At 70.8% G+C, this 13,248-nt stretch carries 13 protein-coding genes; 6 read left to right on the top strand and 7 right to left on the bottom strand.

Annotated elements, in window-relative coordinates; translation table 11 throughout:
• Positions 1 to 24: 24 nt before the first annotated feature.
• Genes ACLBW1_RS15675 through ACLBW1_RS15665 form a run of 3 tightly spaced genes read right to left on the bottom strand, consistent with a single transcriptional unit; the run spans position 25 to position 4,655 of the window.
• Complete coding sequence (locus ACLBW1_RS15675) at positions 25 to 723, bottom strand: HNH endonuclease family protein (protein WP_447812725.1); 699 nt, start codon at positions 721 to 723, stop codon at positions 25 to 27.
• Between the two features lie 27 nt (positions 724 to 750).
• Positions 751 to 3,015: an ATP-dependent DNA helicase RecG gene (gene recG / locus ACLBW1_RS15670; RefSeq protein ID WP_447812724.1), complete on the bottom strand. Its 2,265-nt coding sequence runs from the start codon at positions 3,013 to 3,015 to the stop codon at positions 751 to 753.
• A complete protein-coding gene (locus ACLBW1_RS15665) occupies positions 3,012 to 4,655 on the bottom strand; it encodes a DAK2 domain-containing protein (RefSeq protein ID WP_447812989.1) in 1,644 nt (547 codons plus the stop codon). The genes recG and ACLBW1_RS15665 overlap by 4 nt, the downstream gene beginning before the upstream one ends.
• A 172-nt stretch (positions 4,656 to 4,827) precedes the next feature.
• Between ACLBW1_RS15665 and rpmB the strand changes: the two genes are divergently transcribed.
• Together rpmB and ACLBW1_RS15655 are read left to right on the top strand one after the other, a co-directional pair.
• The gene (gene rpmB, locus ACLBW1_RS15660; RefSeq protein WP_045823212.1) at positions 4,828 to 5,019 is read left to right on the top strand and encodes a 50S ribosomal protein L28; all 192 of its coding nucleotides are present in this window, start codon (positions 4,828 to 4,830) and stop codon (positions 5,017 to 5,019) included.
• A 13-nt stretch (positions 5,020 to 5,032) separates the two neighbouring features.
• Complete coding sequence (locus tag ACLBW1_RS15655) at positions 5,033 to 5,842, top strand: enoyl-CoA hydratase/isomerase family protein (RefSeq protein ID WP_447812723.1); 810 nt, start codon at positions 5,033 to 5,035, stop codon at positions 5,840 to 5,842.
• A 24-nt stretch (positions 5,843 to 5,866) separates the two neighbouring features.
• On the opposite strand, the gene ACLBW1_RS15650 is transcribed toward ACLBW1_RS15655, so the two are convergent.
• The 3 genes from ACLBW1_RS15650 to ACLBW1_RS15640 are packed head-to-tail and all read right to left on the bottom strand — an operon-like array spanning position 5,867 to position 8,084.
• Positions 5,867 to 6,559, bottom strand: a complete 693-nt coding sequence (locus ACLBW1_RS15650; protein ID WP_447812722.1) for a uracil-DNA glycosylase — start codon at positions 6,557 to 6,559, stop codon at positions 5,867 to 5,869.
• Positions 6,559 to 7,080: a gamma carbonic anhydrase family protein gene (locus ACLBW1_RS15645; protein WP_447812721.1), complete on the bottom strand. Its 522-nt coding sequence runs from the start codon at positions 7,078 to 7,080 to the stop codon at positions 6,559 to 6,561. Before ACLBW1_RS15645 ends, ACLBW1_RS15650 begins: the two co-directional genes overlap by 1 nt.
• Positions 7,081 to 7,133: 53 nt before the next feature.
• Positions 7,134 to 8,084, bottom strand: coding sequence for a thiamine-phosphate kinase (locus ACLBW1_RS15640; RefSeq protein WP_447812720.1), 951 nt, complete (start codon positions 8,082 to 8,084; stop codon positions 7,134 to 7,136).
• Positions 8,085 to 8,322: 238 nt separating this feature from the next.
• On the opposite strand from ACLBW1_RS15640, the gene ACLBW1_RS15635 reads away from it, so the two are divergent.
• Both ACLBW1_RS15635 and ACLBW1_RS15630 read left to right on the top strand, forming a co-directional pair.
• Complete coding sequence (locus ACLBW1_RS15635; protein WP_447812988.1) at positions 8,323 to 8,568, top strand: Lrp/AsnC ligand binding domain-containing protein; 246 nt, start codon at positions 8,323 to 8,325, stop codon at positions 8,566 to 8,568.
• Positions 8,565 to 9,095, top strand: coding sequence for a DUF3515 domain-containing protein (locus ACLBW1_RS15630; RefSeq protein ID WP_447812719.1), 531 nt, complete (start codon positions 8,565 to 8,567; stop codon positions 9,093 to 9,095). The genes ACLBW1_RS15635 and ACLBW1_RS15630 overlap by 4 nt, the downstream gene beginning before the upstream one ends.
• Before the next feature lie 19 nt (positions 9,096 to 9,114).
• Here the strand turns inward: ACLBW1_RS15630 and ACLBW1_RS15625 are convergent, their stop codons facing one another.
• Entirely contained in the window at positions 9,115 to 10,110 is a 996-nt protein-coding gene (locus tag ACLBW1_RS15625) for an NAD(P)H-dependent glycerol-3-phosphate dehydrogenase (protein WP_447812718.1), read from the bottom strand.
• Positions 10,111 to 10,209: 99 nt separating this feature from the next.
• Here ACLBW1_RS15625 and cofC point away from each other — a divergent pair, with 99 nt between their 5' ends.
• Positions 10,210 to 10,986, top strand: a complete 777-nt coding sequence (gene cofC, locus ACLBW1_RS15620) for a 2-phospho-L-lactate guanylyltransferase (RefSeq protein WP_447812717.1) — start codon at positions 10,210 to 10,212, stop codon at positions 10,984 to 10,986.
• Between the two features lie 88 nt (positions 10,987 to 11,074).
• Positions 11,075 to 13,240, top strand: a complete 2,166-nt coding sequence (locus ACLBW1_RS15615) for an RNA degradosome polyphosphate kinase (RefSeq protein ID WP_447812987.1) — start codon at positions 11,075 to 11,077, stop codon at positions 13,238 to 13,240.
• The last annotated feature ends 8 nt before the right edge of the window (positions 13,241 to 13,248 follow it).

Raw genomic sequence — 13,248 nt, 5'->3', positions numbered from 1 at the left:
CTAACGCGGGGGCATCGTCCCCGGTCAGCAGCGGTCGAGTGATCGACGCAGCACCGGGACCGACCCCGCGTCCACCGAGAGCCGATAGGTCACGAGAACGGTCACGAACTGCACCGCGTACTGGCAGGCGAAGGATGCCCGTCGCGGCATCCATGCCGACGGCGGCGAGTCGCTCTTGTCCTGGTTCGAGTCCCCGTCGACCGCGACGAGGTTGGCGGGGTCGTTGGCGAAACGCAACCGCGTCGCTGGATCCCAGCCGGCGGCACCCATGTCCCAGGCGTAGGACAGCGGCACGATGTGGTCGATCTGGACGTCGGCGCCGCTGCCACGCCCGCGCCGGAAGTCGATCCACTCGCCGGTGTAAGGACTGCGCAGTTCACCGCCGGCGACCGCCCGCGGACACGACGCGACCTCGACATAGGTCTTGTCGCGCAGATCGCGGTCGAGGATGTCGTTGCGGGTGTCGCAGCCGTTGCCCGCGTCCTGGGCGTCGGAACCGTCGGCCCAGGCCGTCCCGAATGCCGCGCGGTCGTAGTGCTCCGGCCGGGCGCGGTGCGCCACCACCGGCACCGCGGCGAGCGCGGTCCGTATCGCGGAGATGTCGCGATGCGGCGCCGACGGCTCCGACGGCCACACCGCGATCGTGGCGACGGTGACGGTGATCGCCACCCACGCGATCAACGACACCCACGCGCGCACCGACAACGCCATCCGGCCGGTCATCGCGCCATCCGCGAGCGGTACGCGTGGTCAGGGTTTGGCGAGGAACTCCGCGCGCGACGGTCCGAGGACCGATTCGACCAGCAGGGCCAGCGGCCGGTGGCGGGCCAGTGTGATGTCACCGGGCACGATCTCGGCGGCCAACACCCGGGCGTCGGCGATGACGTCGACGTCGTCGATGAGTGAGAGGAACCGCAGCGACGACGACTCTCCGGACTGCAGGGCACCGAGGACGTCTCCTTCCCTGCGTGCGATCAGATCGATCCGAGCGAGTTCGAATCCGTCATTGGACGCCTCGACGGCCCGTAACCGTTCCATCGCCGGCGACCCCGGTTTCGTGGCCGTCCGCAGGAAGCACCGACCGGGCAGTCCGCCACGTCCCACGCGACCGCGGAGCTGGTGGAGCTGACTCACCCCGAAGCGTTCGGCGTCGACGATGACCATCGTGGTCGCGTTCGCCACGTCGACACCGACCTCGACGACCGTCGTCGAGACCAGGATGTCGATCTCGCCGCGCGTGAACGCGTCCATCACCTCGGTCTTCTCCTCGGCGGGCAGTCGACCGTGCAGCAGCTCGACGCGGTGGCGGCCCAGGGGGCCGGAGGTGATCTCGGCGAACATCTCCACCGCCGAACGGGTGGGCATCCCCTGGCCGCGCTGCTCGCGCTCCTCCGACTTCGCGCCCGCCGCGGTGCCGTCGTCACCGATGCGAGAACAGACGACGTAGACCTGGCGGCCCGCGCCGACCTCCTCGTCGACGACCTCCCACAGCCGGCTCTCGAACTTCGGCAGGTACTGGGGCACCACGTTGGTGGTGATCGCGCGGCGCCCCGCGGGCAGTTCACGCAGGGTGGAGGTGTCGAGGTCGCCGTACACGGTCATCGCGACCGTTCGCGGGATCGGTGTCGCGGTCATCACCAGCATGTGCGGGACCAGGTCGTCGCGGCGGCGGGAGCGCAGTGTGTCCCGCTGCTCGACCCCGAAACGGTGCTGCTCGTCGACCACCACGAGGCCGAGGTTGACGAACTCCACACGGTCCTCGAGCAGGGCATGGGTGCCGATGACGATCCCGGCGGTGCCGGTGACGGCCTCGAGCAACGCCGCACGCTTGCCCGCCGTCTTCATCGACCCGGTCAGCAGTGTCACGCGTGTCGCGGGGTCCTCGGCGTCGAGTTCACCGGCCCGGGCCAGACCGCCCAGCATGGTCGTGAGCGTGCGGTGGTGCTGGGCGGCGAGCACCTCGGTCGGGGCCAGCAGGGCGCACTGGTAGCCGTTGTCGATCATCCGGAGCATGCAGAGGAGCGCGACCAGGGTCTTGCCCGAGCCCACCTCACCCTGCAGCAGCCGGCTCATCGGCTCCCCCGACCCGAGCTGGTCGCAGATCTCACCGATGACGGTCTGCTGTCCGTCGGTGAGGGTGAACGGCAGCCGCGCCCGCAGTGCGTCCTCGAGCCCGTTCTCGACGTGACCGCAGGTGGGGCCGGTGCGACCGGAATCGGCGAACCGCCGCCGCGCCAACGCCACCTGCAGCGCCAACGCCTCGTCGAACGTCAGACGTGTTCGGGCGGCGTCGATCTCGTCGGAGGTCTCGGGGAGGTGGATGGCTCGTAGCGCAGCGTCGGCGGCGATGAGGCCGCGCGCGTCGCGCTGGGTGTCGGACAAGGGGTCCTCGACGGTGTCGACGGCATCGAGGGCGGTGCGCACCGCGCGCCAGATGTCCCATGTCTGCAGGGCTTTGGTGGCCGGATAGACCGGGATGAACGGCCGGTCGAACTCGCCGAGGTCGGCGGATCCGGTGTCCTCCGACGGCGCCGTCGAGCGCGCGGCGTCGCCTGCCATCGACAACATCATCGCCGATCCGACCGAGTCGACCCCGCCGGCCTCGTCGGGCAGCACCATCCAGTTCGGGTGCGTCAACTGCATGGTGTTGTTGAAGTACCCGACCGTGCCGGCGACCATCATCCGCACGCCGGGGGTCAGGGCGCGGGCGATCGCGTAGGGGTTGAAGAACGTGACGCTGAACGACTGCGATCCGTCGGTCGCCTTGACCACCAACATCTTTCCCTTGCGGGACTTCATCGAGCGCATGTCGGCGCGTTCCACGCGTGCCACCAGCGTCACCCACTCGCCGGCCTCGGGTCGCGACTCCGCGGAGAGCTGCCCCTGTTTGACGTAGCGGTGCGGGATGTACCGGATCAGCTCACCGACGGTGTGCACACCGATCTCCTCGGCGAACGTCGCGGCCGCCGCATCGCCGAGCAGACCGCCCAACGGGTCGTCGGTCCGGACGCTCATTCGACCCCCACCTGCAGCACCTCACCGGCCTGCCCCGAGGCATAGGAGACGAACTCGACCCCCGGATGTGCCGTGGCCACATGGCGTTCGAGGCCGTCGAGCACATCGGGGCCGATGTCGGCGCCGGCGAGCACGGTGACGAGTTCGCCACCGGTGCCGAGCATGAGGTCGACCAGGGCGGTGGCCGCGGCGAGCTGGTCGGGACCGATCACCAACACGTCGACCCCGATGAGCCCCAACAGATCTCCCGGCTCGCACGTCCCGGCGAGCGTGAGGGCGGGTTCGGTGGCGGTGGTCACCGAGCCGCGCCGGGTCGAGGCCGCCGCCTCGGCCATCGCGTAGGCGTCGGCGTCGGCGTCGGCCGACAGATCGTGTACGGCCAGCGCCGAGAGACACTGCACCATCGACAGGGTCGGGAGGAACACCACCGCACGGTGCGCCGACCGTGCGTCGGCGGCGACGGTCACCAGGTCCTGGGCCGGGATGGCGCCGTTGGCCATCACCACCACGTGGGCGGCGTCGAGCTCGACGATCGCGCGGGCGAGCGTCGCGGCGTCGAGTCCGTCGTCGGCACGCACCACGCGCGCCCCGGCGTCGGCGAACAACTCTGCGGCTCCGTCGCCGGTGACCACCGCGACGACCCCGCGGTGGCGGCTCGGCAGTCGGTCGTCAGGACCGGTGGCCGCGCGGTGGGCGTCGAGCACGAAGCAGCTGATCCTGATGTCGGCGACGTCGCCCGCGGCGAGACCGGCCTCGACGGCGGCTCCGGGGTCGTCGGTGTGCACGTGCACCGAGAAGCGTTCGCCGCTCGACTGAGAACTGTCACCGACGATGACAACGGCGTCGCCGAGAGACTCCAGCGTCGACCGGAGGACCGGGATCCGGTCGGCGACCGCGCCGCCGAGGATGTACATGACCTCGTAGTCCATGTCGGATCCGACGGCGTCGCACCCGTCCCCCGACGGCGCGTGGCCGACCGGGTCGCCGCCCCCGGCGAGCACCCCCTGGTAACGCCGGCGTTGCGCCGAGACGCCGGTGAGCACCTTGACCATCGAGTCGAAGAGCACGAGCAGACCGCGGCCACCGGCATCGACCACCCCGGCGCGGGCCAGTTCGGGCAGTTGCTCGGTGGTCCGTTCCAGGTCGTCGGCACAGGTGTCGGCGACGGCGCGCGCGAGGTCGGCGGGGGTCGCGTCGGCGACCCCGACGGCGGCCGCGGCCGCCGTGCGCAGCAGCGTGAGGACGGTGCCCTCGCGGGGTTCGCTCACCGCGCGGGTCGCGGCCAGGGCGGCGAGTCCGAGCCCCGAGGTCCACAGCCGGTTGAAGGACACGTGACCGTCGACGGCGTCGATGCCGGCGGCGTCGGCGAGGCCCAGCAGCACCTGCGACAGGATGATCCCCGAGTTGCCGCGGGCCTGACCGACCGCGCCGTCGGCCGCCCGCCGCAGCACCTCGGGGGCGTCGGCGTCGGACGGGGCGACCGCGCAGGCCGCGGCGGCCGCGGTCATGGTGTGCAGCATGTTGCTGCCGGTGTCGGAGTCGGGGATGGGGAACACGTTGAGGTCGTTGATCTCGCCGCGCACCGCGGTCAGCCCACGGACGCATTCCTCGGTCCAGTCGCGGAGCAACCGCGGGTCCATCGGGGTCGACCGCCCCTCCCCCGGCGCCGCGCCACGCGATGCGCGTGCCTCGGCGTCATTTGGCCCCATCGGGTTCATGCCGCTATCCTTGCAGGGTTGTCGTGAGGCCGTTTCGACGCATGTCGCCGCGCACCGACACCACGCTTTGTTCCCACACCTGAGGAGTTCGACGATGGCTGCCGTCTGTGACGTCTGCGCCAAGGGCCCCGGCTTCGGCAAGTCGGTCTCCCACTCGCACCGCCGTACCAACCGACGCTGGAATCCCAACATCCAGACCGTCCGCGCACAGGTCGCCCCGGGTAACCGGAAGCGTCTGAACGTGTGCACCTCGTGCCTGAAGGCCGGCAAGGTCGTGCGCGGCTGACCGAGGTCTTCCCATGACCTCCCCGGACACAGACCCCGTCGACCGCGACCTCGTGCGCGTCGTCGACGGGGTTCTGCATGTCCGGATCTCCACCGAACGCGGCGGCAACACCCTCGATCCCGACGGGCTCGACCAGGGCACCGCCGCGCTGCGGCAGGTCGCCGCCGGGTCCCTCGACGTGGGCGCAGTCCTGCTCTACGGGCCGGGCGCCAACTTCTGCGCCGGCGGCGACGTGCGGTCGTTCGCCGCGGCGCCCGACCGCTCCGCCTTCATCGCATCGCTCGCCGAACGATTCCACGGTCTCCTCCTCGCGCTCGCCGATGCCGACACCCCGGTGGTCGCCGCCGTCCGCGGCTGGGCGGCGGGTGCGGGCATGAGCATCGTCTGTCACTCCGACATCGCCGTCGGCGGTCCGGGAACCTCACTGCGCGCCGCCTACCCCGGCATCGGTCTGTCGCCCGACGGCGGCATGACGTGGGCGCTGCCGCGCATTGTCGGCGCGGCTCGTGCACGTCGTCTGATCCTCACCGACGCCGTCGTCACCGCACCCGATGCGCTCGAGATGGGCCTGCTGTCGCAGGTCGTCGACGCCGATGACGACGTCCTGCCGACCGCGGTCGAGGTGGCCACCACCCTCGCCTCCGGTCCCCGATCGGCACTGCGTGCCGCGCGGCGACTGCTCGCCGACGGCGCCACCGCACCACTCGGCGATCAGCTCGCGGCCGAGGCCGCGTCGATCTCGGCCCTCGCCGGGGGCCGGGACGGCATCGAGGGGGTCGACGCGTTCGTCGCGAAGCGCCGCCCCGACTTCACCGCGCGCTGACGCCCACCGCGCGGCGGGCCCCACTCAGGGCAGTCGCCAGTCCACCGGTTCGGCACCCAGTTCGGCGAGCGCCGCGTTCGCGCGGGAGAACGGCTTCGATCCGAAGAACCCTCGACTCGCCGACATCGGCGACGGGTGCGCCGAGGTGATCGCCGGGACGCCGGGCATCCACTGCTGCAGTGAGGCCGCGTCCTTACCCCAGAGGATCGCGACGAGTGGGGCGTCCCGTTCGACCAGCGCACTGATCGCGCGTTCGGTCACCGTCTCCCAGCCCTTCCCGCGATGGGACGCCGGCGATCCGGGCGCCACGGTGAGCACACGGTTGAGCAGGAGCACACCGGATCGACTCCACGGCGACAGGTCGCCGGAGGCGGGGCGCGGGAACCCGAGGTCGTCGCAGTACTCGGTGAAGATGTTGTTCAGCGACCGCGGTACCGGTTTCGTCTCCGGGGCCACCGAGAAGCTCAGTCCTACAGCGTGTCCCGGGGTCGGATACGGGTCCTGTCCCACGATCAACACACGGATGTCGTCCATCGGGGCGGTGAACGCGCGTAACACCTGATCGCCCGGTGGGAGGTACCGGCGACCGGCGGCGAGTTCGTCGCGCAGGAACCGACCCATGTCGGCGATGGTGTCGGCGACCGGCGCGAGTGCACGGGCCCATCCGGGATCGACGAGCTCGGCGAGCGGCCTGCCCGACGACGACTCCGGCGCCATCAGTCGATCCGCCGTAGATGCTCGCGGAAGTGCTTCGCGTTGTGGTGATACATCTCCACGTTGAGGTCGACGTGGCCTTCGGCGACCTCGAACCCCGCGCGGATCTTCGCCGGGACCCCGAGCGCCATCGCCCGCGAGGGCACCACGAAGTCGAACGGAACCACGGCGCCGGCCCCGACGATCGCGCCGTCGCCCACGGTGGCGCCGTTGAGGACCACCGATCCCGAGGCGATCAGGCAGTTGTCGCCCACCGTCGCGCCCTCGACGTGCGCGTTGTGTCCGACGACGCACCGCTCACCGATCACCGTGGGATGGATCGGCGTGCAGTGCAGGACGCTGCCGTCCTGGATGTTCGTCATCGCGCCGATGGTGATGGTGCCGTAGTCGCCGCGCAGGACCGCGCCGGGCCACACCGACACCCCGGGTCCGAGCGTCACCGCGCCGATCACGGTCGCGTCAGGATGGACGTAGGCGTCGTCGGCGAGTTCGGGGACACGGTCGTCGAGTGCGTAGATGGCCACCGGGCCAATCTATCCGGCTCGTCCATCCCTACGGTCTCCCGGCCGCCGACGCCTCAGAAGCTCTGCCAGCCGCGGATGGGCGATGGTGCTCCGTCGACCCGCACGCGAGGTCCGTCGCCGGGTGCGACCACCACACCGATCGCCGTCCAGCCGTCCGGCGGTGCACCGTCGAAGGTCGCGAGCAACTGGTGGTCCTCTCCACCACCGAGCTGCCACTGCGCCATGTCCGCGCCGACCGCGTCGGCGGCGGCGCGCAGCCGCGGATGCGCCGGGATGGCGGCCGTGTCGATCTCGACGGCCACCCCGCTGCCGGCCGCCATGGTCTCCAGCTCGTCGAGGAGCCCGTCGGACACGTCGGTCATCGCCCGCGCGCCGGCGGCCGCCGCGACCGGCCCCTGCCGCAGGTCGACGATCGGGACACGATGCGCGGCAACGAGTTCCGGGAAATCGTCGTTGCCGCCGGCGAGGAGGGCCAGCCCGGCCGCCGATGACCCCAGCGGACCGCTGACCGCGACGGTCTGGCCCACCGCGGCACCGGCGAGTCGCACGGGCGGGCGGCCATCGGTGCTGCCGAAGACGGTGACGGTCACCACCATCTCCGCGGCCGCGACGAGGTCACCGCCGACCACACGAGCGCCGAACCCCGCGGCGGCGTCGTTCATCCCCTGATCGATGCCGAGGACGACGACGGCCGGCGTCGAGGGCGGGCACGCGATGGACACGACGATGCCCACGCTGCGCGCGCCCATGGCGGCGACATCGGCACAGCTCTGTATCGCCGCGCGGGCGCCGATCTGCTCCGGCGTCGACCACTCGAGGCGAAAGTGCCTGTCCTGCACCAGGCTGTCGGTGCTGACGACCAGGGAACCGGCGAGGTCGAGCACGGCCGCGTCGTCGCCCGGCCCCACGACGATCGTGTCGCCGCGACCGGCGTCGGGCGGCGCGGCCCGTTCGGCGACCGCGGTCAACCGGGCGATCAGGGCTCGCTCGCCGACCTCTGCCACGGTGGGCCCGACACCTCCGACGGAGCCGTCGACAGCCCGTTGCGCAGCGGTTTCACCGGATCCCACCACTGCGAGCCCTCCGGTCTGCGATTCGCGCACCGGCCGGGTTGTCGGTGACAATGGGCCAGTCTATTCAGCGCCCGCGAGGGTGGGTGACCCGCGACTGCGGTTCGGTCCACCCCACGTGGGGTGGTCGTGCGTCCGCGGTGCGGGTGTCGACACCGACGAAGGGAAGGTCATGGTCGCGGCGTTCATCCTGATCCAGACCGAGGTGGGCCGGGCCGCCCAGGCCGCGAAGGCCATCGCCGAGATCGACGGTGTCGCCTCATCGGAGGAGGTCTCGGGTCCCTACGACGTGATCGTCCGCGTCGACACCGACGACGCCGCCCACCTCGCGTCGACCGTGGTCCCGCAGATCCAGCAGGTCGACGGCATCACCCGCACCCTGACGTGCCCGGTGGTCACCGACGCGCGGCCCTCGTGAGCGACGCCTCCGGCCGCCGAAGCCCTGCCCTCATCGCGACACTCGTCACCATCCCGGTGATGGTGATCGTGCTGTTCATCGCCATCGCGGCGTTCCGTACCGACTCCTCGGGCGAGAAGTTGCCGTTGGCGTCTGCCACCGCGCCGCAGTCGGCCGACGCGAACTGCACCAGACTGCTCGCCGCGCTGCCGGCGACGTTCGCCGGTTTCGACGATCGTTCCGAGTCCGGCGGACTCGTGCAGTGGCAGCCGACCGGCGACGCCGCCGGTCCTGTGCAATTGCGGTGCGGGGTGGACCGACCGGCCGATCTGGCGCCGACCTCGGCCCTGCAGGTGGTCGACCCGGTCCAGTGGTTCGCCACCGGCAGCGGCGACCCCGACGCGCAGGGAACGCTGTGGGTGGCCGTCGATCATCGCCCGTACGTGGCGCTGTGGCTGCCCAGCAATTCCGGCAACGGCCCGATCGCAGACACCTCGCGCATCCTCGACCGGATCCTCCCCCGCGCGTCTATCGACCTCGGGTCCTGACCACCCCGGCCGAGTACGGCTACTCCGGTTTGGTCGAGCGACTGAGCAGCGCGACGATCGCCTCGTGCACACCGAGGCCGTCGTGACACACGCGATGCACCGCGTCGGTGAGCGGCATCTCCACGTCGTGGGCCGCCGCCAGCGCGCGCACCGACGAACACGACTTCACGCCCTCGGCGACCTGTCCGTTGGTCGCCTCCTGCGCCTCGACGAGGCTGCGGCCCTCGCCCAGTCGGGAGCCGAACGACCGGTTGCGTGACAGCGGTGACGAACAGGTGGCGACGAGATCGCCGACTCCGGCGAGACCGGCGAAGGTCTCCGCGCGCGCGCCGAGCGCCTCTCCGAGCCGGATGGTCTCGGCCAGTCCGCGGGTGATGATCGAGGCCAGGGTGTTCTCGCCCAGCCCGGCCCCCGAGGCCATCCCGCAGGCCAGCGCGATCACGTTCTTGACCGCCCCACCGATCTCGCATCCGATGACGTCGGTGTTCGTGTAGGGCCGGAAGAAGGCGGTGCTGCAGGCGTCCTGGACGCGCTGTGCGCGCTCTTCGTCGATGCACGCGATCACCGTCGCGGCGGGCTGCCGCTGCGCGACCTCGCGGGCGAGGTTCGGGCCACTGAGCACCGCCACACGATCGTCGGCGGCACCGGTCACCTCGGCGATGACCTCGGTCATCCGCTTGAGGGTGTCGCTCTCCACGCCCTTGGCCAACGAGAGAAGCGTGGCGTCGGGACCGATCTGGTCACGCCACCCGGCGAGGTTGGTGCGCAACGACTGTGACGGGACCGCACACACCACGAGTTCGGCGCCCTCGAGCGCATCGCGCGCCGAGCTGACCGCCGACAGTGATGCGGGCAGCTCGATCCCGGGCAGGTAGTCGGGGTTGACGTGGTCGTCGGTGATCGAGGCGGCGAGCTCGGGACGCCGTGCCCACAGCACGGTCGGCGTACCGGCGTCACACAGCACCGCGGCCATCGCGGTGCCCCACGACCCCGAACCCATCACCGCTGCGCGCACGTCACGACCTCCTCGTCGACGACCCCGCGGCACGGTCTCGCGCCACTCGCGCACCACCCTAGTGCTCGCCGTGCACCGTCGAGGTCGCATCATGGGCGGATGCAGGTTCGGCGGTCGGCCACGAGGTCCGACCCGCTCGGCGCAAGCGCCGGTGCGGGTGGGGACGGTCGTGGCCTCGCCGCGGTGCTGGCGGTGAAAGACCTGACCGACGCGAAGTCGCGGCTGTCGCCGGTGTTGTCGGCCGGGGCACGACGAGACCTCGTCCTCGCGATGATGGCCGACACCGTCGTCGCGGCGCGTGCGGCCGGCGCCGCCGACGTCGTCGTGGTCACCCCGGACGCAGCCGTGGCCGCCGCAGTCGCCGAACTCGGGGCCCGCGCCGTCGGCGACCGCCCGCGGGCACTCGACGGTGTCGGAGATCCGGCGCACGACGGGGGCCCGCTGAACCGGGCATTCGCCCGGGGCATCGCCGCCGCCACCGATCGGGCGCCCGGCACGCGGGTCATCGTGTTGCAGGCCGACCTGCCGACGGTGCGCGCCGCGCATCTCCGCGAGGTCCTGGCGAAGTCGACCGCACACGACCGCTCCTTCGTCCCCGACCGGTCGGGTTCGGGCACCGCGATGTTGATCCTGTCCGACACCGCCGAGGTGACGACGCGTTTCGGTCTCGACTCCGCGGCCGCCCATCGGGCCGGCGGTGCGGTCGACCTGACCGCCGGTGACCCGGATCGATGGCCCGATCTGCGTGCAGACGTCGACACCGTCGACGATCTGCGCGTGGCCCGCGCCCTGGGCGTCGGCCCGGCGACCGCACGGGTCCTCGAGGGCGGATCGCTGCCGTCCCTGGGCGCGACACCGACGCCTCATGCGTCATGATGGTCGCGTGAGTTCCCCGGAGAGCACCCACACCGAAGGGGCGTCGGACACCGACGTCTCGCCCCCGCCCCCCGCACCGACCGATGAGGTGAACGAGGAGACGACGGAGGCGTCGACGCTGCCCGCGGCACCGCCCGCGGCGACACTGCTGCCCGACGAGGCGGCCGACCTCCCCGACGACCGTTACCTCAACCGCGAACTGAGTTGGCTCGATTTCAACTCGCGCGTCCTGGCCCTGGCCGAGGACACCTCGCTGCCCCTGCTCGACCGGGCCAAGTTCCTCGCGATCTTCGCCTCCAACCTCGACGAGTTCTTCATGGTCCGCGTCGCCGGGCTCAAACGGCGTGACGAGACCGGACTGTCGGTGCGGTCGGCCGACGGGTTGTCCCCTCGCGAACAACTGTTCAAGATCGCCAGACGGACCCAGACCATCGCCGAGCGCCACGCGCGGGTGTTCCTCGATTCGGTGCGTCCGGCGTTGGCGGAGAACAACATCCACGTGATGTCGTGGGACGAGCTCAGCGCCGACGAGCGTGCACGGATGTCGGAGTACTTCCACGAGGAGGTGTTCCCGGTCCTGACCCCGCTCGCGGTCGACCCCGCACACCCCTTCCCCTACATCAGTGGACTGAGTCTGAACCTCGCCGTCACCGTCAAGGACGTCACCGAGGGCGGCGAGCACTTCGCCCGTGTGAAGGTGCCCGACAACGTGAGTCGCTTCGTCGAGGTCGGTAAACTGATGCCGCCGCAGGACGACGACGGGACCCCGCGCACCATCCTGCTGCCCATGGAGACGCTCATCGCGGCGAACCTCGAGCACCTGTTCCCCGGGATGGAGATCGTCGAGCACCACGTCTTCCGCATCACACGCAACGCCGACTTCGAGGTGGAAGAGGACCGCGACGAGGACCTGCTGCAGGCCCTCGAACGTGAGCTGGCCCGGCGTCGCTTCGGTTCGCCGGTACGTCTCGAGGTCGCCGACGACATGAGCGAGCACATGCTCGAGCTGTTGCTCCGCGAGCTCGACGTCGATCCCGCCGACGTCATCGAGGTCCCGGGCCTGCTGGATCTGTCGTGCCTGTTCCAGGTGTTCGGCCTCGACCGTCCCGCACTCAAGGACCGCCCGTTCGTCCCCGCGACGCACCCGGCCTTCGGTGAACGCGAGACGCCCAAGAGCATCTTCGCGACCCTGCGTGAGGGCGACGTGCTCGTGCACCACCCCTACGACTCGTTCTCGACCAGCGTGCAGCGGTTCATCGAACAGGCGGCGTCGGATCCGCAGGTGTTGGCCATCAAGCAGACCCTGTACCGCACCTCCGGCGATTCCCCGATCGTCAACGCGCTCATCGACGCCGCCGAGGCCGGCAAGCAGGTCGTGGCGCTCGTGGAGATCAAGGCGCGCTTCGACGAACAGGCCAACATCAAGTGGGCCCGTCAGCTCGAGCAGGCCGGCGTGCACGTCGTGTACGGACTGGTGGGTCTCAAGACGCACTGCAAGACATGCCTTGTGGTCCGCCGGGAGGGGTCGACGATCCGCCGCTACTGCCACATCGGCACCGGCAACTACAACCCGAAGACCGCTCGGCTCTACGAGGACGTGGGCCTGTTCACCGCCGCCCCCGACATCGGCGCGGATCTCACCGACCTGTTCAACACGTTGACGGGTTACTCGCGCAAACACGAGTACCGCAACCTGTTGGTGGCGCCGCACGGGGTGCGGCGCGGAATCATCGCGCGCATCAATCTCGAGATCGAGCGTCACCTCGCCGGCGACGATCGGGCGCGGATCCAGTTGAAGGCCAACGCCCTGGTCGACGAACAGGTCATCGACGCGCTCTACCGGGCGTCGCAGGCCGGTGTGCCCGTCGATGTCGTGGTGCGCGGCATCTGTGCGCTGCGACCGGGGATGCCCGGCGTCAGCGAGACGATCACCGTGCGATCGATCCTCGGACAGTTCCTCGAGCACTCCCGGATCATGCATTTCGGGGCCCTCGAGGAGTACTGGATCGGCAGCGCCGACATGATGCACCGCAACCTCGACCGTCGTATCGAGGTGATGGCGCAGGTCCGCGATCAGCGCCTGACCCGCGAACTCGGCGAGATCTTCTCCTCCGCACTTGATCCCACCACCCGATGCTGGGTGCTGGAGACCAACGGACGGTGGACGGCCTCACCGGCGGCCGGGGAGGACGTGCGTGATCACCAGCAGCAGCTGACACGTCGCCACCACAATCGGGCCGACGCAGCGTCCTAGCGACACCG

This window comes from Williamsia sp. M5A3_1d (genome assembly GCF_053345315.1).
This window is presented reverse-complemented; position numbering and strand designations above follow the sequence as displayed.